We start from the raw sequence: 19,971 nt of genomic DNA on the forward strand, positions 1-19,971 counted from the left end.
TTCGGGCAGTGTCTGGAGTAGTCGTAAAGTGGTTTTAAATGTAACTTGAGAGGTATGTCCGTGCCAGATGACTGGCACGGACATTAAAAACTCAGTGTTGGCGGGTGATGAAGTCGCGGATCCGTTCTGCAGCTTCAACACATTCAGCCAAAGGCGCAACCAGTGCCATGCGCACGCGCCCGGCGCCCGGATTCACGCCGTCGACCTCGCGCGACAGATACGAGCCTGGCACGACAGTCACATGTTCCTGCTCGAACAGGTCGCGGCAGAATGCGGCATCGTCACCGGCCACGTTCGGCCAGAGGTAGAAGCTGCCGTCCGGACGCTGTACGTCCATCACCGGGCTGAGAATTGCCAGCACTGCGTCGAACTTCTCGCGGTACAGCGCACGGTTGGCGCGTACATGCACTTCGTCATTCCACGCCGCAACGCTGGCCAGTTGGGTTTGCACCGGCATCGCGCAGCCGTGGTAGGTGCGGTACAGCAGGAAACCCTTGAGGATATCCGCGTCACCGGCGACGAACCCGGAGCGCAGGCCCGGCAGATTGGAGCGCTTGGACAGGCTGTGGAACACCACGCAACGCTTGAAGTCCTTGCGGCCCAGTTCGACGCAGGCGCTGAGCAGGCCCGGCGGCGGGGTCTGTTCGTCGAAGTACAGTTCGCTGTAGCACTCGTCGGCGGCGATCACAAAGTCGTATTCGTCGGCCAGGGCGATGAGTTTTTTCAGTACATCAACCGGGATCAGCGCGCCGGTCGGGTTGCCTGGCGAGCACAGGAACAGGATCTGGCAGCGTTTCCAGATGTCTGGCGACACGGCGTCGAAATCCGGGTTGAAGCCGTTTTCGTCCAGGCACGGCAGGTAGTGCGGCTTGGCTCCGGCGAGGAACGCTGCGCCTTCGTAGATCTGATAGAACGGGTTCGGGCTGATCACCAGTGCATCGTCGCCACGGTTGACCACGGTCTGGGTGAAGGCGAACAGCGCTTCGCGGGTACCGTTGACCGGCAGCACATTGCGCGCCGGATCGATCCAGCCGCTCGGTACGCCAAAACGACGTTCGCACCAGCCGGCGATGGCTTCGCGCAGGGCCGGGATGCCGAGGGTGGTCGGATACACCGCCATCTGATCCAGATTGTTCGCCAGCGCTTCGGCGACAAAGCCTGGCGAGCGATGTTTCGGCTCGCCGATCGACAGGGCGATCGGGCGTTTGTCCGGGTTCGGCGTGACCGTGCCAAGCAGCGCGCGGAGTTTTTCGAACGGGTAGGGCTGGAGCTGGTTCAGAGCGTTGTTCATGGGGGCCTCGTTCAATGTGGGAGCGAGCTTGCTCGAGAAAGCGGTGTGTCAGTGAATGATGTGTTGCCTGACACACCGCTTTCGCGAGCAAGCCCGCTCCCACAGGGGGGAATTGCTGGATCAAATACTGATGCGCGAAAGCTTGATATCCGGTTCCTGATTGACGCTCAGTTGCTCGACGATTGCGTCCTGCAGGCGACTGCACAGCAGCGGGTCGGAGAGCGGCTGGTTGTGGGCGTCGGTGATGAAGAACACGTCTTCTACGCGTTCGCCCAGGGTCGCAATCTTGGCGTTCTGCAGCGACAGGTCGAACTCGAGGAAGATCCCGCCGATCCGTGCCAGCAGGCCCGGGCGATCCGGTGCCGTCAGTTCCAGCACTGTCACCGGACGCTGGGCGTCGTTGTGGATCGTCACCTGCGGCGCGAAGGCGAAGTGCTTGAGCTGGCGCGGCACCCGGCGTTGGATGATCGTCGGGTAATCGTCAGGATTGCGCAGCGCTTCGGTCAGACCGTCGCGAATCTGTTTGACCCGCGCCGGGTTGTCGCCGATCGAGTCGCCGTCGGTGTCGAGCACGATGTAGGTGTCGAGGGTGAACTGGCTGCTCGACGTGATGACCCGGGCGTCGTGAATGTTCAGGTTGAGCTGGTCCATCGCGGCCACGGTTACGGCGAAGAAGTCGTGCTGGTCCGGGGCGTAGATGAAGATCTGCGTGCCGCCCTCGAACTCGCGCTGGGTGGTTTCCTTGATCAGCACCAGCGGACCGCCATCGGCCGGCTGCTGCAGGATCGCGTCACTGTGCCAGGCCACATCGCCGGCTGTGTGACGCAGGAAATAGTCATCGCCCAACTGTGCCCACAACTGCTCGACATCGTCCGGATCAGTGCCACCGCGCACCAGGATGTCCAGCGCCGCACTCTGGGTCTGGCGGATCTGCTCTTCGCGATCCACCGGGTTTTCCAGGCCACGGCGCAGAGCGCGTTTGGTCTCGGTGTAGAGCTGGCGCAGCAGGCTGGCGCGCCACGAATTCCAAAGCGTCGGGTTGGTCGCGTTGATGTCGGCCACGGTAAGCACATACAGGTAATCCAGACGGGTTTCGTCGCTGACGATCTGCGCGAAGTCGTGGATCACCTGTGGATCGGACAGATCCTTGCGCTGCGCGGTGGTCGACATCACCAGATGGTTCTGCACCAGCCAGACGATCAGGCGGCTGTCCCACAGCGGCAACTGATGGCGCTGGCAGAACGCTTCGGCATCGACCGCGCCGATGTCGGAGTGGTCGCCATGCCGGCCCTTGCCGATGTCGTGATACAGGCCGGCCATGTAGATCAGTTCGGGCTTGGGCAGTTTGGCCATTAGCTTGGCGGCCAACGGGAATTTTTCCGACACCTGGGTGTACTGCAACTTACGCAGGTGCTTGATCAGGTTCAGCGTGTGCGCATCGACCGTATAGATGTGGAACAGGTCGTGCTGCATCTGCCCGACGATGAAACCGAACTCCGGCAGATAGCGCCCGAGGATGCCGTAACGGTTCATCCGGCGCAGGTTGCGGTGTACACCGATCTTGCACTTGAACAGCTCGATGAACAGGCTGGTGTTGCGGATATCGTTGCGGAAGTTGTCGTCGATCAGGTGCCGGTTCTCGCGCAGCAGACGAATGGTGTCGGCGCGCACGCCTTTGATTTCCGGCTGCTGGGCCATCAGCACGAAGATCTCGAGCATGGCGAACGGCGTGCGGCGGAACACGTTGTCGTTGCGTGCTTCGATGTAGCCGTCGTGCAGCTGGAAGCGCGAGTTGATCGGCTGCGGCGGTGCTTCGTCTTCCGGGGCGAGGATCACTTCCTCGAAGTGCTGGATGATCAGGTCGCTGAGCTGGGCGATGCTCATGACCACGCGGAAGTACTGCTGCATGAAGTTTTCGACGGCCTGTTTGGCGTCGTCGCCTTCAAAACCGAGCAGGCCGGCGATGGTCCGTTGATGATCGAACAAGAGGCGGTCTTCCGAGCGCCCGGCGAGCATGTGCAGGGCGTAACGCACTTTCCAGAGGAATTCCTGGGACGACGCCAATAGGGCGTTTTCGCTCTCGACCAGGAAACCTTCACCGGCGAGGGCGCGCAGGTTCAGGGTGCCGTACTGACGCCGGGCCACCCACAGAATCGTCTGGATATCCCGCAGGCCGCCGGGCGAGCCTTTGACGTTGGGTTCCAGGTTGTATTCGGTGTCGTTGTACTTGTGGTGACGGGCCTTTTGCTCGGCGCGTTTGGCCAGGAAAAACTCCTTGGCCGGCCACATGTGCGCGGTGCTGGTGACATCGAGCATGCGCTGGCGCAGGCGCTCGGGGCCGCAGATGGTGCGGCTTTCCATCAGGTTGGTGACCACGGTCAGGTCGGCGCGCGCCTCCTCGGCGCATTCGTCGACAGAGCGTACGCTCTGACCGACTTCCAGACCGATATCCCACAGCAGCGTCAGAAAACGCTCGATGGAATCGCGGAAGACTTCGTGATCGGCGCTGTCCAGCAGGATCAGCAGGTCGATGTCGGAATAGGGGTGCAACTCACCCCGGCCGTAGCCGCCGACCGCGACCAGCGCGATGTCGGCGTCTTCGCTCCAGTTGAACTGCTCCCAGGCTTTTTGCAGGATGTTGTCGACGAACCACGCACGGTCTTCGATCAGTCGGCGGATGTCGCGGCCGCTGCGAAAACGCGTGTCGAGGACCTCGCGCGCCTGGCGGATCGCCTTCTTGAACGCCGCGATGGGACTCGCTTTCAGGGCCAGTTCCGCCTGGAACTGGCCGCGGTCGAAGAGTTCGGGATCCACCTGCGGCATCGATTGGCTTTCCTTCTATAAGGCTGGAAACGTTCTTGGGATCAGGCCGAGACGCGCGGGATGGTGTCGTCGGCGCGCAGGGTGAAAATCTCGTAGCCGGTGTCGGTCACCAGCAGGGTGTGTTCCCACTGCGCCGAGAGTTTGCGGTCCTTGGTGATCGCGGTCCAGCCGTCGCCCAGTACCTTGGTGTCGGCCTTGCCCTGGTTGATCATCGGTTCGATGGTGAAGGTCATACCGGCCTTCAGTTCCATGCCGGTGCCGGCGCGACCGTAATGCAGGATCTGCGGCTCTTCGTGGAACACCTTGCCGATGCCGTGGCCGCAGAACTCGCGAACCACCGAGAAACCGTTCTTTTCCGCGTGCTTCTGGATGATTTCACCGATGTCGCCGAGGCGGCAGCCAGGTTTGACGATTTCGATCGCCTTGTACATGCATTCCTGAGTGACCTGCGACAGGCGTTCGGCCCAGACCGGCACTTCGCCAACGTGGAACATGCGGCTGGTGTCGCCGTGGTAGCCGTCCTTGATCACGGTGACGTCGATGTTCAGCGTGTCACCATTCTTCAGCGGCTTGTCATTCGGGATGCCGTGGCAGACGACGTGATTGATCGAGGTGCAGATCGACTTCGGGTAGCCTTTGTAGTTGAGCGGGGCAGGGATGGCCTGCTGCACGTTGACGATGTAGTCGTGGCAGATCTGGTTCAGTTGATCGGTGGTCACGCCCGGTTTGACGTGTTCGGCAATCATTTCCAGCACATCGGCGGCCAGTTTGCCGGCGACACGCATGCCAGCGATGTCCTCGGGGGTTTTGAGGTTGACGGTCATACAGGCTCTCTCTGCGCTCGGCGGCGCTTGCTGATACGGATAGGGTGGCAGGTGTGGGATTTGCGACCCTGAAAAACGCGATTCTACCAGACGAAAGGAGTAAATCCGCGCCTGCGTGCATCGCGTCTGTCTATACAATGGTGCGCTTGAAGGCGATTCCAAGGGGGCTGCGCCCATGTCCCTGGTGCGATTGCAGATTCCGGGTTCCGTTTCTGTGCACCCTGTGGTATAAAATGCGCCGCTTTCCGGGGATACCCCGAAAAGCTTAAATCCACACACGTGTCGACACGATGACCTGGGTGCTTTTGGCTTTATGCCACTGGTTGGTCATTGGGATACGTGGAGGCCAAACCCGACTTATTAAGGAACTATCATGTCCCAAGTCAACATGCGCGATATGCTGAAGGCCGGTGTGCACTTCGGTCACCAAACCCGTTACTGGAATCCGAAAATGGGTAAGTACATTTTCGGCGCGCGTAACAAGATTCACATCATCAACCTTGAAAAAACCCTGCCAATGTTCAACGAAGCTCTGACTTTCGTAGAGCGTCTGGCCCAGGGCAAAAACAAGATTCTGTTCGTCGGCACCAAGCGTTCCGCTGGCAAGATCGTTGCTGAAGAAGCAGCACGTTGCGGTTCGCCGTACGTCGATCACCGCTGGTTGGGCGGCATGCTGACCAACTTCAAAACCATTCGTGCTTCCATCAAGCGTCTGCGTGACCTTGAAGTTCAAGCCGAAGACGGTACTTTCGCCAAGCTGACCAAGAAAGAAGCGCTGATGCGCTCCCGTGACCTGGAAAAGCTGGATCGTTCGCTGGGCGGCATCAAGGACATGGGCGGTCTGCCAGACGCACTGTTCGTGATCGACGTTGACCACGAGCGCATCGCGATCACCGAAGCCAACAAGCTGGGCATCCCGGTCATCGGCGTTGTCGATACCAACAGCAGCCCGGAAGGCGTTGACTACATCATCCCAGGCAACGATGACGCAATCCGCGCTATCCAGCTGTACATGGGTTCGATGGCTGACGCAGTGATCCGTGGTCGCAACAATGTTGCTGGCGGCACTGTTGAATTCGCAGCTGAAGAAACTCAGGCTGCAGCTGAGTAATCGACGCCCTGGCGTTGACTCAGTAAGCAAAAAGGGGGCTTGGCCCCCTTTTTGCCACCTCGAAAACCGTTTGTTGGCGCCCACTTGTGGCAGCGCACCTCCTGCATTTGTAACGTGCAGCAGCTACAAGGTGTTTCGGGAAGAATTGAACGCCCGTTCGATCGGGTGGAATGGTTGAAAACCTATCCAAGAGGAATTTGAAAATGGCAGCAATTACTGCAGCGTTGGTTAAAGAACTGCGCGAGCGTACCGGCGAAGGCATGATGGACTGCAAGAAAGCCCTGGAAAAGGCTGACGGCGACATCGAAAAAGCCATTGATGACATGCGTGCTTCGGGCGCGATCAAGGCTGCGAAAAAGGCTGGCAACGTTGCCGCTGAAGGCGCAATCGCAATCAAGGACGACGGTAAAGCTGCCGTTATCCTGGAAGTGAACTCGCAGACCGACTTCCTGGCTCTGCAAGACGACTTCAAAAACTTCGTCGCTGCCAGCGTTGAAAAAGCTTTCGCTGACAAGCTGACCGACGCTGCTCCGCTGATCGCTTCGCAAGAAGCTGCTCGCGAAGCACTGGTTGCCAAAGTAGGCGAGAACGTCAACATCCGTCGTCTGGCCCGTATCGAAGGTGACGTTGTCGGTTCTTACCTGCACGGCAACAAGATCGGTGTCGTTGTGGCTCTGAAAGGCGGTGACGTCGAGCTGGCCAAAGACATCGCGATGCACGTAGCTGCCAGCAACCCTGAGTTCCTGCTGCCTTCGCAAGTTTCGGCTGAAGCGATCGAGCGTGAAAAAGCTGTGTTCCTGCAGCTGAACGAAGAGAAGATCAAAGGCAAGCCAGAAAACATTGTTGAGAACATGGTCAAAGGCCGTATCAGCAAGTTCCTGGCAGAAGCAAGCCTGGTTGAGCAGGCGTTCGTCAAGAACCCTGAAATCAAGGTTGGCGAGCTGGCCAAGAAAGGCGGCGCAGAAATCGTTTCCTTCACCTACTTCAAAGTAGGCGAAGGCATCGAGAAGCCGGTCGACAACTTCGCTGAAGAAGTTGCTGCCCAGCTGGCTGCCGCCAAGCAATAAGACGGTTTTTCAACTGTCGCCCGAAAGAGGCTGCCCGCTCACGCGCGCAGCCTCTTTTCAGATGGGGTTACCATTTTTTAATTGGTTTCCACTGGGAACTGACTTACAAAGCCAGGTTCCGATGGCGCTGAAGCAGCGCCAAGCTAGAGTGAACGGCAGCTGTAAAACAGCTTGCACAGAATTTTTTAAATACGCCGCAGGAGAGATTCGCAATGGCTCAGCAGGGCAGTGGTTATCAGGCTCGCTATAAACGCATTCTACTCAAGCTTAGCGGCGAGGCCCTGATGGGCTCGGAAGAGTTCGGGATCGATCCAAAAGTGCTGGATCGGATGGCGCTGGAAGTCGGCCAACTGGTCGGCATCGGCGTACAGGTCGGTCTGGTGATCGGCGGTGGCAACCTGTTCCGTGGCGAGGCCTTGAGCAAGGCTGGCATGGATCGGGTGACAGGCGACCACATGGGCATGCTGGCCACTGTGATGAACGCCCTGGCCATGCGCGATGCGCTGGAACGTGCCAATATCTCAGCCATCGTGATGTCGGCCATTTCCATGGTTGGCGTGACCGATCACTATGATCGCCGCAAAGCCATGCGCCACCTGAACTCCAAGGACGTGGTGATCTTCGCCGCCGGTACCGGTAATCCGTTCTTTACCACGGATTCGGCAGCCTGCCTGCGTGCCATCGAAATCGATGCCGACGTCGTGCTGAAAGCGACCAAGGTTGATGGCGTTTACACCGCAGACCCGTTCAAAGACCCGCATGCCGAGAAGTTCGATCATCTGACTTATGATGAAGTGCTGGATCGCAAGCTGGGTGTAATGGATCTGACTGCAATCTGCCTGTGCCGCGATCACAAGATGCCGCTGCGCGTATTCAACATGAACAAGCCCGGCGCCCTGCTGAACATTGTGCACGGCGGCGCTGAAGGGACTTTGATCGAGGAAGGCCAACAATGATCAACGAAATCAAGAAAGACGCCCAAGCGCGTATGCAGAAATCCCTGGAATCTCTGAACCACGCGTTCGGCCAGATTCGTACCGGCAAGGCTCACCCGAGCATCCTCGGCAGCGTCATGGTGCCTTACTACGGCACTGACACCCCGCTGAGCAGCGTCGCCAACGTCACCGTGAAAGATTCGCGTACCCTGCAAGTCGTGGCCTTCGAGCGCAACATGCTCGCTGCCGTCGACAAGGCGATCCAGAGCGCCGGTCTGAACCTCAATCCGACCAACCTGGGTGAGTTGCTTTTGATCCCGATGCCTGCCCTCACCGAGGAAACGCGCAAGGGCTTCACCAAGCAGGCTCGTAGCGCAGCGGAAGACGCGCGCGTTGCCGTGCGCAACATTCGTCGTGACGCATTGGGTGAGCTTAAAAAGCTGGTCAAGGACAAGGAAATCAGTGAAGACGAAGAGCGTCGTGCCATCGCTGATATCGATAAGCTGACCAAAGAATCCGAGGCCCAGATCACCAAGGCCACGGACGAGAAAGAAAAAGACCTGATGGCCGTATAAGGGTCGAGCTTTTAATGGACAAGACCAAGCAGTCTGCGCCGTCCGCGGTGCCGCGCCATGTCGCGATCATCATGGATGGCAATAATCGCTGGGCGAAAAAACGCTTTATGCCGGGTGTCGCCGGGCATAAGGCCGGCGTGGATGCTGTGCGGGCAGTGATCGAGGTGTGCGCCGAGGCCAAGGTCGAAGTGCTCACCCTGTTCGCCTTTTCCAGTGAAAACTGGCAGCGCCCGGCCGATGAAGTCAGTGCCTTGATGGATTTGTTCTTCAAGGCGCTGCGTCGTGAGGCCAAGCGTCTGAACGACAACAACATCAGCTTGCGCATCATTGGCGATCGCTCGCGTTTCCATCCTGAGCTTCAGGCAGCGATGCGCGAAGCCGAGGCCATGACCGCTGGTGCCAACCGCTTCATTCTGCAGATCGCCGCCAACTACGGCGGTCAGTGGGATATTGCCCAGGCTGCGCAGCGTCTGGCGCGTGAAGTCCAGGCCGGGCATCTGCGTCCGGAAGACATCACACCGGATCTGCTGCAAACCTGTCTGGCCACCGGCGACCTGCCGTTGCCGGACCTGTGCATCCGCACCGGTGGCGAGCACCGCATCAGCAACTTCCTGCTGTGGCAACTGGCGTATGCCGAGTTGTACTTCTCCGACCTGTTCTGGCCGGACTTCAAACACGAAGCCATGCGCATCGCGCTGGCCGATTTCGCTTCGCGCCAGCGTCGCTTCGGTAAAACGAGCGAACAGGTCGAAGCTGGAGCCCGGGTTTAATGCTTAAACAACGAATCATCACTGCGCTGATCCTGCTGCCGATCGCTTTGTGCGGGTTTTTCCTGCTCGAAGGCTCCGGTTTTGCGCTGTTCATCGGTCTGGTCGTAAGCCTGGGCGCCTGGGAATGGGCACGCCTGGCGGGCTTTACCGCGCAGTCGTTCCGTGTCGGCTTTGCCGCTGTCGTCGCGCTGATGCTGTTCGTCATGTACGTCCTGCCGGGCCTCGCCCCTTGGGTGTTGGGCGCTTCGGTGTTGTGGTGGGCGGTGGCGACGTACCTGGTGCTGACGTACCCGCGCTCGAGCGAGCACTGGTCTACGGCGGCCACCAAACTGGTGATCGGCTTGCTGATCCTGTTGCCGGCCTGGCAAGGGCTGGTGCAGATCAAACAGTACCCGCTGGGTAACTGGCTGATCATGGCGGTGATGGTGCTGGTCTGGGGTGCCGACATCGGTGCTTACTTCTCCGGCCGTGCTTTCGGCAAGCGCAAGCTGGCGCCGCAAGTCAGCCCGGGTAAGAGCTGGGAAGGCGTTTATGGTGGTCTGGCGCTGAGTCTGGTGATCACCGCGATCGTCGGCCTGGTGCGTGACTGGACCGTGGCCGAACTGCTCAAGGGCTTGATCGGCGCTGCGTTGATCGTGTTCATTTCGGTGGTGGGCGACCTAACCGAAAGTATGTTCAAGCGCCAGTCCGGCATCAAGGACAGCAGCAACCTGCTGCCCGGTCATGGCGGTGTGCTTGATCGCATCGACAGCCTGACCGCTGCGATCCCGATTTTTGCCGTACTGCTGTGGATGGCTGCACCGTGAGCCGCCCGCAACAGATCACTGTTCTGGGGGCTACCGGTTCGATTGGCCTGAGCACCCTCGACGTTATCGCTCGGCATCCCGAGCGTTATCAGGTTTTCGCCCTGAGCGGTTTCACGCGCCTGAGCGAGTTGCTCGCCTTGTGCGTTCGCCATGTGCCTCAATTCGCGGTAGTGCCTGAAGTGGCGGCGGCGCGTGGTCTGCAGGACGACTTGCGGGCTGCCGGTCTGTCCACTCGTGTATTGGTCGGCGAGGAGGGCCTGTGCCAGGTTGCCTCCGCCCCTGAAGTCGATGCTGTGATGGCGGCCATTGTCGGCGCCGCGGGCCTGCGCCCGACGCTGGCGGCGGTGCAGGCCGGGAAGAAAATTCTCCTGGCCAACAAAGAGGCGCTGGTGATGTCTGGCGCGCTGTTCATGCAGGCCGTGCACAAGAGCGGTTCGGTGTTGCTGCCGATCGACAGCGAACACAACGCGATCTTCCAGTGCATGCCGCAGGATTTTGCCCGTGGACTGGGTGCGGTCGGCGTGCGGCGGATTCTGCTGACGGCTTCGGGCGGTCCTTTCCGGCAGACGCCGATGAGCGAGCTGGCGCATGTTTCGCCTGATCAGGCGTGTGCGCACCCGAACTGGTCGATGGGTCGCAAGATTTCGGTGGACTCGGCCAGCATGATGAACAAGGGCCTGGAGTTGATCGAGGCCTGCTGGCTGTTCGATGCCAAGCCGTCGCAGGTCGAGGTGGTGATCCATCCGCAGAGTGTGATTCACTCGCTGGTCGACTATGTGGATGGCTCGGTATTGGCGCAGTTGGGCAACCCTGACATGCGCACGCCGATTGCCAACGCATTGGCCTGGCCTGAGCGGATCGACTCGGGTGTGGCACCGCTGGATCTGTTTGCCGTTGCGCGCCTGGATTTCGAGGCGCCGGACGAACAGCGCTTCCCTTGTCTGCGCCTGGCGCGGCAGGCGGCGGAGGCTGGCAACAGCGCACCGGCCATGCTCAATGCGGCCAACGAAGTGGCAGTCGCGGCGTTTCTCGACGGACGCGTTGGTTATCTGGAAATCGCGAGTATCATCGAGGACGTGCTGAACCTCGAGCCAGTGGTTGCGCTTGAGGATCTGGATGCGGTGTTTACCGCAGACGCGAAAGCGCGGATTCTGGCGGAACAATGGCTTGATCGTCACGGCCGATAGCCGTTGCAGAACCATGGCGTCACGCGGCACTGAACAGGATTGCGGAGAAAGTAGATGAGCGCGCTCTATATGATTGCCGGCACCCTGATCGCTTTGGGTGTACTGGTCACCTTTCACGAATTCGGCCACTTCTGGGTCGCGCGTCGCTGTGGCGTCAAGGTTTTGCGTTTTTCCGTAGGCTTCGGCATGCCCCTGCTGCGCTGGCACGACAAGCAGGGCACTGAATTTGTTGTCGCCGCGATTCCGCTGGGTGGCTACGTCAAAATGCTCGATGAGCGTGAAGGCGAGGTGCCAGCCGATCAGCTTCATCAGTCCTTCAATCGCAAATCGGTTCGCCAGCGCATCGCTATTGTCGCGGCGGGACCGATCGCCAACTTCCTGCTGGCCTTGGTGTTTTTCTGGGTGCTGGCGATGCTCGGCAGTGAGCAGATCCGTCCGGTCATCGGTGCCGTCGAGTCCGGCAGCATCGCGGCCAAGGCCGGTTTGAGTGCCGGTCAGGAAATCGTCGCCATCGATGGTGAGCCGACTTCCGGCTGGGCGGCCGTCAATTTGCAGTTGGTTCGTCGTCTTGGGGAAAGCGGTTCCCTGCAATTGCTCGTGCGCGAGCAGGGCTCTACCGCTGACACGCCGCGCGAACTGGCGCTGGATCACTGGCTCAAAGGGGCTGATGAACCCGATCCGATTCGCTCGCTGGGTATTCGCCCATGGCGCCCGGCGTTGCCGCCGGTGCTGGCCGAGCTCGATCCAAAAGGTCCGGCGCAGGCCGCTGGTCTGAAAACCGGCGACCGCCTGTTGTCGCTCGATGGCCAGGCGCTGGGTGACTGGCAGCAAGTGGTTGATACCGTTCGTACGCGTCCTGATACCAAAATCTTGCTGCGCGTCGAGCGCGACGGTGCTCAAATCGTCGTCCCGGTGACCTTGGCTGCGCGTGGCGAAAGCAAGGCGCCGAGCGGTTATCTGGGTGCTGGCGTGAAAGCAGTGGACTGGCCGCCGGAAATGATCCGCGAGGTCAGTTATGGCCCGTTGGCCGCGATTGGCGAGGGTGCCCGGCGTACCTGGACCATGAGCATCCTGACGCTGGACTCACTGAAGAAAATGCTGTTTGGCGAGCTCTCGGTAAAAAACTTGAGTGGGCCGATAACCATTGCTAAAGTGGCGGGCGCTTCTGCCCAGTCGGGCGTTGCTGATTTCCTGAATTTCCTTGCTTATCTGAGTATTAGCCTGGGGGTTCTGAATTTGCTGCCCATTCCTGTACTGGATGGGGGGCATTTGTTGTTTTATCTGATTGAGTGGGTGCGTGGTCGCCCCTTGTCGGATCGGGTGCAAGGTTGGGGGGTGCAGATCGGTATCAGTTTGGTGGTCGGAGTGATGTTGCTTGCTCTGGTCAATGATCTGGGTCGACTGTAAAGCTTCGCTGAATTGCGAATCTGCCGCATTTTGCGGCAGTTTGTTTATTGCCAGTTGGAATAAGAAAGGACTTCATGAAACGTCTGCTGCTAACTGCGGTTCTCACCGTATTGATGATCGCCGAAGTTCACGCCGAGTCCTTCACTATCTCTGATATTCGCGTCAATGGCCTCCAGCGGGTCTCCGCGGGTAGCGTCTTTGGTGCCTTGCCGTTGAACGTCGGCGAGCAGGCGGATGATCGTCGCCTGGTGGAATCCACTCGTGCGTTGTTCAAAACCGGTTTCTTTCAAGATATCCAGCTGGGCCGCGAAGGCAACGTTCTGGTGATCACGGTCGTCGAACGTCCGTCGGTCGCCAGTATCGAGATCGAAGGCAACAAGGCGATCTCCACCGAAGACCTGATGAAGGGCCTCAAGCAGTCCGGTCTGTCCGAAGGTGAAATCTTCCAGCGCGCCACCCTCGAAGGTGTCCGTAACGAGCTGCAACGTCAGTACGTTGCCCAAGGCCGTTACTCGGCGACCGTCGACACCGAAGTGGTCTCGCAGCCGCGCAACCGCGTCGCGCTGAAAGTGAAGATCAACGAAGGCACCGTGGCGGCCATCCAGCACATCAACGTGGTGGGTAACACGGTCTTCCCTGATGACGATCTGATCGACCTGTTCGAGCTGAAAACCACCAACTGGCTGTCGTTCTTCAAGAACGACGACAAGTACGCCCGTGAAAAACTCTCCGGTGACCTGGAGCGCCTGCGTTCCTACTACCTGGACCGTGGCTACATCAACATGGATATCGCTTCGACCCAGGTGTCCATCACCCCGGACAAGAAGCACGTCTACATCACCGTCAACATCACCGAAGGCGAGAAGTACACCGTTCGTGACGTCAAGCTCAGCGGTGACCTGAAAGTGCCTGAAGACCAGGTCAAGTCGCTGTTGCTGGTGCAGAAAGGCCAGGTGTTCTCGCGCAAGCTGATGACCACCACCTCCGAACTGATCACCCGCCGTCTGGGTAACGAGGGTTACACCTTCGCCAACGTCAACGGCGTACCTCAGCCGCATGACGACGATCACACTGTGGACATCCTGTTCGCCGTCGATCCGGGCAAACGTGCCTACGTCAATCGCATCAACTTCCGCGGCAACACCAAGTCCGAGGACGAAGTGCTGCGTCGTGAAATGCGTCAGATGGAAGGTGGCTGGGCTTCGACCTACCTGATCGACCAGTCCAAGACCCGTCTGGAGCGTCTGGGCTTCTTCAAGGAAGTGAACGTTGAAACGCCGGCTGTACCGGGTGTCGACGACCAGGTTGACGTGAACTACGCCGTTGAAGAACAAGCTTCCGGTTCGATCACTGCCAGTGTCGGTTTCGCGCAGAGTGCCGGTCTGATCCTCGGTGGTTCGATCACCCAGAACAACTTCCTCGGTACCGGTAACCGTGTGAGCGTGGGCCTTACTCGCAGCGAATACCAGAGTCGCTACAACTTCGGCTACGTTGACCCCTACTGGACCGCCGATGGCGTGAGCCTGGGTTACAACGCGTTCTATCGCACCACCGACTACAAAGACCTCGACGTCGACGTAGCGAGCTATGCGGTAGACAGCCTGGGTGCCGGCGTCAACGTTGGCTACCCGATCAGCGAGACTTCGCGTCTGACCTTCGGTCTGTCCGCTCAGCAGGACAAGATCAAGACCGGTCAATACACCGTTGACGAGATTTTCGACTTCGTTAACAAGGAAGGCGACAACTACCTGAACTTCAAGGCTTCGGCCGGCTGGTCCGAGTCGACCCTGAACAAGGGCGTGCTGCCGACCCGTGGCCGTTCGCAGAGCCTGACGCTGGAAACCACGATCCCGGGCAGCGACCTGTCGTTCTACAAGCTCGACTACCGTGGTCAGTTGTTCCAGCCGATCACCGAAAACTACACCCTGCGTCTGCACACCGAACTGGGTTATGGCGACGGTTATGGTTCGACCGACGGCTTGCCGTTCTATGAAAACTACTATGCTGGTGGTTTCAACTCGGTACGTGGCTTCAAGGACAGTACGCTGGGTCCTCGCAGTACCCCGAGTCGTGGTGCCGGGGTTACAGGTAACGCCGGTACGCTGGCCGACCCGGATCAGGATCCGCTGCCGTTCGGTGGTAACGTGCTGATCCAGGGTGGTGTTGAAGTCCTGTTCCCGCTGCCATTCGTGAAAGATCAACGTTCCCTGCGCACCTCGGTATTCTGGGACGTGGGTAACGTGTTCGATTCGACTTGCAAGTCGACCAGCAACGCTGACGGTACAAAAGCCAACACTCAGTGCAACGACATCAGCCTGAGCAACATGGCCAGTTCCGTCGGTGTGGGCGTGACGTGGGTAACCGCACTGGGGCCTTTGAGCTTCGCGTTGGCCATGCCGATCAAGAAACCGGATGACGCTGAAACTCAAGTGTTCCAATTCTCCCTCGGCCAGACGTTCTAAGCGTCTGACCCAAGATAACGACAATGGATTTTGTAGGAGTGCATCGTGCGTAAGTTGACTCAATTGGTTCTCCTGGCCTCCGTACTGGTGGCAGGCCCGGCGTTCGCCGACATGAAAATCGCCGTTCTGAACTATCAGATGGCACTGCTGGAGTCCGACGCGGCCAAGAAATACGCCGTGGATGCCGAGAAGAAGTTCGGTCCGCAACTGACCAAGCTCAAGACGCTGGAAAGCAGCGCCAAGGGCATTCAGGACCGTCTGATGGCCGGTGGCGACAAGATGCAGCAGGGCGAGCGTGAGCGTCTGGAGCTTGAATTCAAGCAAAAGGCCCGTGACTTCCAGTTCCAGTCCAAGGAACTGAACGAAGCCAAGGCAGTTGCCGACCGCGAAATGCTCAAGCAACTGAAGCCGAAACTGGATAGCGCAGTGGAAGAAGTCATCAAAAAAGGTGGCTTTGACCTGGTGTTCGAGCGTGGCGCAGTGATCGATGTCAAACCTCAGTACGACATCACGCGCCAGGTTATCGAGCGCATGAATCAGCTGAAGTAACCCATGACCGTGACTATCAAGCTCGGCCAGTTGGCCGAGTTCCTCGGCGCCACCCTGCGTGGCGACCCCGAGAAGCAAATTACTGGGCTAGCCACCTTGCAGGAGGCTGGCCCAGCTCAGTTGAGCTTTCTGGCAAATCCTCAATACCGTAAATACCTGGCAAGTTCCCAGGCGGCTGCGCTATTGCTCAAGGAAGCCGACGCCGAAGGTTTTGCCGGTAACGCGCTGGTGGTGCCGGATCCTTATCTGGCTTACGCCCGTATCTCCCATCTGTTCGATCCCAAACCGAAAGCCACTGCGGGTGTTCATCCCACGGCGGTGATTGCACCGGATGCGGTGGTTGATCCAAGCGCCAGCATCGGCCCGTTTGTGGTGATCGAGGCCGGTGCGCGCATTGGTGCGCAGGTCACCCTGGGGGCCCATTGCGTCATCGGTGCCCGCAGTGAAATCGGCGAGGGCGGCTGGCTCGCTCCGAGGGTGACGCTGTACCACGACGTGCGCATCGGCAAGCGTGTAGTGATCCAGTCCGGTGCCGTGCTCGGTGGTGAAGGCTTCGGTTTTGCCAACGAGAAAGGTATCTGGCAAAAGATCGCCCAGATCGGCGGCGTGACCATCGGCGACGATGTCGAGATCGGCGTGAACACTGCCATCGACCGTGGCGCGCTGGCGGATACCGTGATCGGCAACGGCGTGAAACTCGACAACCAGATCCAGATCGCGCACAACGTCCAGGTCGGTGATCACACCGCCATGGCGGCCTGTGTCGGTATCTCCGGCAGCACCAAAATCGGCAAGCACTGCATGCTCGCCGGTGGTGTCGGCCTGGTGGGGCACATCGATATTTGCGACAACGTTTTCCTGACCGGGATGACCATGGTGACCCACTCGATTACCGAGCCGGGTGCCTATTCTTCCGGCACAGCCATGCAACCGGCGGCCGAATGGCGCAAAAGCGCGGCCCGCATCCGTCAGCTCGATGACCTCGCGCGACGTTTGAAGCAGCTGGAAAAGCGCGTCGGGGAAGTGACCCCCGGCAGCAATGCTTCATCTGATGGCTGATACCATTTCCATATCAAGTGTGCACAGCCTCTAGACTGCCTCCTTGATTTGCTAGAGGAGTGCGCGTCAGTCGCGCTCCCAATCTTTACATAGGCTTCCCCCCGAAATGATGGACATCAACGAGATTCGCGAATACCTGCCTCACCGTTACCCGTTCCTGCTGGTGGACCGGGTGGTGGAACTGGACACTGAAGGCAAGCGCATTCGCGCCTACAAGAATGTCAGCATCAATGAGCCATTCTTCAACGGCCACTTCCCGGCGCACCCGATCATGCCGGGCGTACTGATCATCGAAGCGATGGCCCAGGCTGCCGGGATCCTCGGTTTCAAAATGCTCGACGTGAAGCCGGCCGATGGCACCCTTTACTACTTCGTCGGTTCCGACAAGCTGCGTTTCCGTCAGCCAGTGCTGCCGGGTGACCAGTTGATCCTGGAAGCCAAGTTCATCAGCTGCAAGCGCCAGATCTGGAAATTCGAATGCCAGGCTTCGGTCGACGGCAAGCCAGTCTGCTCGGCTGAAATCATCTGTGCGGAACGCAAGCTATGAGTTTGATTGACCCTCGCGCAATCATCGATCCGTCGGCCGTTCTGGCTGATGGCGTCGAGGTCGGCCCGTGGTCGATCGTCGGCGCAGGTGTGGAAATCGGCGAGGGTACTGTGATCGGACCGCATGTGGTCCTCAAAGGCCCGACCCGCATCGGCAAGCACAATCGCATCTACCAGTTTTCCTCGGTCGGTGAAGACACCCCTGACCTGAAGTACAAGGGTGAGGAAACCCGTCTGGTGATCGGTGATCACAACGTCATTCGCGAAGGCGTGACGATTCACCGTGGCACCGTGCAGGACCGTTCGGAAACCACGCTGGGCGATCACAACCTGATCATGGCCTATGCCCACATCGGGCATGACAGCGTGATCGGCAACCACTGCATCCTGGTCAACAACACCGCGTTGGCCGGGCATGTGCACGTTGACGATTGGGCGATCCTTTCCGGTTTCACCCTGGTGCATCAGTACTGCCACATCGGCGCCCACAGTTTTTCCGGCATGGGCACCGCCATCGGCAAGGACGTTCCGGCTTTCGTCACCGTGTTCGGCAACCCGGCCGAAGCGCGCAGCATGAACTTCGAAGGCATGCGCCGTCGTGGTTTCAGCGAAGACGCGATTCATGCGCTGCGTCGCGCTTACAAAACCGTGTATCGCCAGGGCCTGACCGTGGAGCAAGCGTTGGCCGAATTGGCCGAACCTGCTGCGCAGTTCCCGGAAGTCGCGCTGTTTCGTGACTCGATCCAGTCGTCGACTCGCGGCATCACCCGCTGATCATGGCCAGTCTGCGTATTGCGCTGGTGGCGGGCGAAGCTTCCGGCGACATTCTGGGCGCCGGCCTCATGCGCGCCCTCAAGGCTCAACATCCGGCAGTCGAGTTCATCGGTGTCGGCGGTCCGTTGATGCAGGCCGAGGGCCTGACGTCTTATTTCCCCATGGAACGTCTGTCGGTCATGGGGCTGGTGGAAGTCCTTGGGCGGCTGCGCGAGTTGCTCAAGCGCCGCAAGGACCTGATCGCCACGCTGATCGCCGAGAAACCGGATGTGTTCATCGGCATCGACGCTCCCGATTTCAACCTCAACATCGAACTCAAGCTGCGTCAGGCCGGGATCAAGACCGTGCATTACGTCAGCCCTTCGGTGTGGGCGTGGCGCCAGAAGCGTGTGCTGAAGATTCGCGAAGGCTGCGATCTGATGCTCACCCTGTTGCCGTTTGAAGCAAAATTCTACGAAGAGAAGGGCGTGCCGGTGCGGTTCGTCGGTCATACGCTGGCCGATACCATTCCGCTGCAGGCCGATCGCGCCGCAGCGCGTGCCGAACTCGGCTTGCCCGACGGGCCGCTGGTGGCATTGATGCCCGGCAGTCGCGGTGGCGAAGTCGGCCGTCTCGGTGCGCTGTTCCTGGATACGGCCGAGCGTCTGCGGGCCATGCGCCCCGGGCTTCGCTTCGTCATCCCGTGCGCCAATGCCGAGCGTCGCGCTCAGCTCGAAGAGTTGCTGGTTGGCCGCGACTTGCCAGTAACCCTGCTCGACGGCAAGTCGCATCTGGCCTTGGCGGCGTGTAACGCGGTGCTGATCGCTTCGGGCACGGCGACGCTGGAAGCGTTGCTGTACAAGCGGCCAATGGTCGTCGCGTATCGCCTGGCACCGCTGACCTTCTGGATTCTCAAGCGCATGGTCAAGAGCCCGTACGTGTCGCTGCCGAACCTGCTGGCCCAGCGTCTGTTGGTGCCGGAATTGTTGCAGGATGATGCGACAGTCGAGGCCCTGGCCCAGACACTGTTGCCATTGATCGAAGGCGGCGAAGAGCAGACCCGAGGCTTCGACGAGATCCACCGCACCCTGCGGCTGGATGCTTCCAATCAGGCGGCGGATGCCGTCCTCAACCTGATCGGTCAGAAACAATGAGCAAGACGATGCAGATGGGCCTGGATTTCACCCTGGTCGCCGAAGTCGAAGAACTGGTGGCCGGTGTCGACGAAGTCGGTCGTGGCCCGTTGTGCGGCGCAGTGGTGACGGCGGCGGTGATCCTCGATCCGAACCGGCCGATCCTCGGCCTCAACGACTCGAAGAAACTCACTGAAGCCAAGCGCGAGAAACTCTACGACGAGATCATCGAGAAATCCCTGAGCTGGTGCATTGCACGCGCCGAAGTCGAGGAAATCGACGAGCTGAACATCCTCCACGCGACCATGCTCGCCATGCAACGCGCGGTGGCCGGGCTGCATATTCAGCCGAAACTGGCGATGATCGACGGCAACCGGTGCCCGAAACTGCCGATGCGCGCCGAAGCGGTGGTGCAGGGTGACGGCAAGGTACCGGCCATCGCTGCCGCGTCGATTCTGGCCAAAGTCAGCCGCGACCGTGAAATGGCTGCATTCGAATTGATCTACCCGGGGTACGGCATCGGCGGTCATAAAGGCTACCCGACGCCCGTTCATCTGGAAGCGTTGGTGCGCCTTGGCCCGACCCCGATTCACCGGCGCTCCTTCGCCCCGGTGCGTCAGGCTTACGAGGCGCTCGAAGGCCTGACGCAGGTTTAGGCGCAAGGCTGATGTTT

The 19,971-nt window shown here is 59.6% G+C and carries 18 protein-coding genes; 15 read left to right on the forward strand and 3 right to left on the reverse strand.

Annotated elements, in window-relative coordinates:
* Positions 1-91: 91 nt before the first annotated feature.
* From dapC to map, 3 genes are all read right to left on the reverse strand, one after another.
* Positions 92-1,291 (reverse strand): succinyldiaminopimelate transaminase, encoded by a 1,200-nt coding sequence (gene dapC, locus ACOYXG_RS05140; RefSeq protein ID WP_183785767.1) that lies wholly within the window; start codon positions 1,289-1,291, stop codon positions 92-94.
* 120 nt (positions 1,292-1,411) lie between these two features.
* Complete coding sequence (locus ACOYXG_RS05145) at positions 1,412-4,114, reverse strand: [protein-PII] uridylyltransferase (RefSeq protein ID WP_210558092.1); 2,703 nt, start codon at positions 4,112-4,114, stop codon at positions 1,412-1,414.
* A gap of 41 nt (positions 4,115-4,155) precedes the next feature.
* The gene (map, locus tag ACOYXG_RS05150; RefSeq protein ID WP_007964271.1) at positions 4,156-4,938 is read right to left on the reverse strand and encodes a type I methionyl aminopeptidase; all 783 of its coding nucleotides are present in this window, start codon (positions 4,936-4,938) and stop codon (positions 4,156-4,158) included.
* Between the two features lie 373 nt (positions 4,939-5,311).
* Between map and rpsB the strand changes: the two genes are divergently transcribed.
* From rpsB to rnhB, 15 genes are all read left to right on the forward strand, one after another.
* Positions 5,312-6,049 (forward strand): 30S ribosomal protein S2, encoded by a 738-nt coding sequence (rpsB, locus tag ACOYXG_RS05155; RefSeq protein ID WP_003222119.1) that lies wholly within the window; start codon positions 5,312-5,314, stop codon positions 6,047-6,049.
* A 203-nt stretch (positions 6,050-6,252) separates the two neighbouring features.
* A complete protein-coding gene (gene tsf / locus ACOYXG_RS05160; RefSeq protein ID WP_027611027.1) occupies positions 6,253-7,116 on the forward strand; it encodes a translation elongation factor Ts in 864 nt (287 codons plus the stop codon).
* Positions 7,117-7,328: 212 nt separating this feature from the next.
* Positions 7,329-8,072, forward strand: a complete 744-nt coding sequence (pyrH, locus tag ACOYXG_RS05165) for a UMP kinase (RefSeq protein WP_003222124.1) — start codon at positions 7,329-7,331, stop codon at positions 8,070-8,072.
* On the forward strand, positions 8,069-8,626 hold the full coding sequence (gene frr / locus ACOYXG_RS05170) for a ribosome recycling factor (RefSeq protein WP_047291868.1): 558 nt from the start codon (positions 8,069-8,071) through the stop codon (positions 8,624-8,626). Before pyrH ends, frr begins: the two co-directional genes overlap by 4 nt.
* Before the next feature lie 14 nt (positions 8,627-8,640).
* Positions 8,641-9,396 carry a polyprenyl diphosphate synthase gene (gene uppS, locus ACOYXG_RS05175; protein ID WP_183785768.1) on the forward strand — a complete coding sequence of 252 codons (756 nt, stop codon included), beginning with the start codon at positions 8,641-8,643 and terminating at the stop codon, positions 9,394-9,396.
* Positions 9,396-10,202: a phosphatidate cytidylyltransferase gene (locus tag ACOYXG_RS05180; RefSeq protein WP_007964272.1), complete on the forward strand. Its 807-nt coding sequence runs from the start codon at positions 9,396-9,398 to the stop codon at positions 10,200-10,202. The genes uppS and ACOYXG_RS05180 overlap by 1 nt, the downstream gene beginning before the upstream one ends.
* Entirely contained in the window at positions 10,199-11,389 is a 1,191-nt protein-coding gene (gene ispC / locus ACOYXG_RS05185) for a 1-deoxy-D-xylulose-5-phosphate reductoisomerase (RefSeq protein WP_135295055.1), read from the forward strand. The genes ACOYXG_RS05180 and ispC overlap by 4 nt, the downstream gene beginning before the upstream one ends.
* Positions 11,390-11,443: 54 nt before the next feature.
* A complete protein-coding gene (gene rseP, locus ACOYXG_RS05190) occupies positions 11,444-12,796 on the forward strand; it encodes a sigma E protease regulator RseP (protein ID WP_460356290.1) in 1,353 nt (450 codons plus the stop codon).
* A gap of 74 nt (positions 12,797-12,870) precedes the next feature.
* Positions 12,871-15,258 (forward strand): outer membrane protein assembly factor BamA, encoded by a 2,388-nt coding sequence (gene bamA, locus ACOYXG_RS05195; RefSeq protein ID WP_096795834.1) that lies wholly within the window; start codon positions 12,871-12,873, stop codon positions 15,256-15,258.
* Between the two features lie 45 nt (positions 15,259-15,303).
* Positions 15,304-15,807, forward strand: a complete 504-nt coding sequence (locus ACOYXG_RS05200) for an OmpH/Skp family outer membrane protein (protein ID WP_003222140.1) — start codon at positions 15,304-15,306, stop codon at positions 15,805-15,807.
* A gap of 3 nt (positions 15,808-15,810) precedes the next feature.
* Positions 15,811-16,866 (forward strand): UDP-3-O-(3-hydroxymyristoyl)glucosamine N-acyltransferase, encoded by a 1,056-nt coding sequence (gene lpxD / locus ACOYXG_RS05205; RefSeq protein WP_027611033.1) that lies wholly within the window; start codon positions 15,811-15,813, stop codon positions 16,864-16,866.
* A 106-nt stretch (positions 16,867-16,972) separates the two neighbouring features.
* Positions 16,973-17,413 (forward strand): 3-hydroxyacyl-ACP dehydratase FabZ, encoded by a 441-nt coding sequence (gene fabZ, locus ACOYXG_RS05210; RefSeq protein ID WP_003222142.1) that lies wholly within the window; start codon positions 16,973-16,975, stop codon positions 17,411-17,413.
* Positions 17,410-18,186, forward strand: a complete 777-nt coding sequence (lpxA, locus tag ACOYXG_RS05215; RefSeq protein ID WP_007964278.1) for an acyl-ACP--UDP-N-acetylglucosamine O-acyltransferase — start codon at positions 17,410-17,412, stop codon at positions 18,184-18,186. The genes fabZ and lpxA overlap by 4 nt, the downstream gene beginning before the upstream one ends.
* Before the next feature lie 2 nt (positions 18,187-18,188).
* On the forward strand, positions 18,189-19,319 hold the full coding sequence (gene lpxB, locus ACOYXG_RS05220; protein WP_027611035.1) for a lipid-A-disaccharide synthase: 1,131 nt from the start codon (positions 18,189-18,191) through the stop codon (positions 19,317-19,319).
* A gap of 8 nt (positions 19,320-19,327) precedes the next feature.
* Positions 19,328-19,954, forward strand: a complete 627-nt coding sequence (gene rnhB / locus ACOYXG_RS05225; RefSeq protein WP_027611036.1) for a ribonuclease HII — start codon at positions 19,328-19,330, stop codon at positions 19,952-19,954.
* The last annotated feature ends 17 nt before the right edge of the window (positions 19,955-19,971 follow it).

This window comes from Pseudomonas sp. G3-39 (genome assembly GCF_054790485.1).

Bases quoted from the DNA above. Each gene is read 5' to 3' on its own strand.
- dapC (WP_183785767.1), bottom strand. From the start codon at position 1,291: ATGAACAACGCTCTGAACCAGCTCCAGCCCTACCCGTTCGAAAAACTC.
- ACOYXG_RS05145 (WP_210558092.1), bottom strand. From the start codon at position 4,114: ATGCCGCAGGTGGATCCCGAACTCTTCGACCGCGGCCAGTTCCAGGCG.
- map (WP_007964271.1), bottom strand. From the start codon at position 4,938: ATGACCGTCAACCTCAAAACCCCCGAGGACATCGCTGGCATGCGTGTC.
- rpsB (WP_003222119.1), top strand. From the start codon at position 5,312: ATGTCCCAAGTCAACATGCGCGATATGCTGAAGGCCGGTGTGCACTTC.
- tsf (WP_027611027.1), top strand. From the start codon at position 6,253: ATGGCAGCAATTACTGCAGCGTTGGTTAAAGAACTGCGCGAGCGTACC.
- pyrH (WP_003222124.1), top strand. From the start codon at position 7,329: ATGGCTCAGCAGGGCAGTGGTTATCAGGCTCGCTATAAACGCATTCTA.
- frr (WP_047291868.1), top strand. From the start codon at position 8,069: ATGATCAACGAAATCAAGAAAGACGCCCAAGCGCGTATGCAGAAATCC.
- uppS (WP_183785768.1), top strand. From the start codon at position 8,641: ATGGACAAGACCAAGCAGTCTGCGCCGTCCGCGGTGCCGCGCCATGTC.
- ACOYXG_RS05180 (WP_007964272.1), top strand. From the start codon at position 9,396: ATGCTTAAACAACGAATCATCACTGCGCTGATCCTGCTGCCGATCGCT.
- rseP (WP_460356290.1), top strand. From the start codon at position 11,444: ATGAGCGCGCTCTATATGATTGCCGGCACCCTGATCGCTTTGGGTGTA.
- bamA (WP_096795834.1), top strand. From the start codon at position 12,871: ATGAAACGTCTGCTGCTAACTGCGGTTCTCACCGTATTGATGATCGCC.
- lpxD (WP_027611033.1), top strand. From the start codon at position 15,811: ATGACCGTGACTATCAAGCTCGGCCAGTTGGCCGAGTTCCTCGGCGCC.
- fabZ (WP_003222142.1), top strand. From the start codon at position 16,973: ATGATGGACATCAACGAGATTCGCGAATACCTGCCTCACCGTTACCCG.
- lpxA (WP_007964278.1), top strand. From the start codon at position 17,410: ATGAGTTTGATTGACCCTCGCGCAATCATCGATCCGTCGGCCGTTCTG.
- lpxB (WP_027611035.1), top strand. From the start codon at position 18,189: ATGGCCAGTCTGCGTATTGCGCTGGTGGCGGGCGAAGCTTCCGGCGAC.
- rnhB (WP_027611036.1), top strand. From the start codon at position 19,328: ATGCAGATGGGCCTGGATTTCACCCTGGTCGCCGAAGTCGAAGAACTG.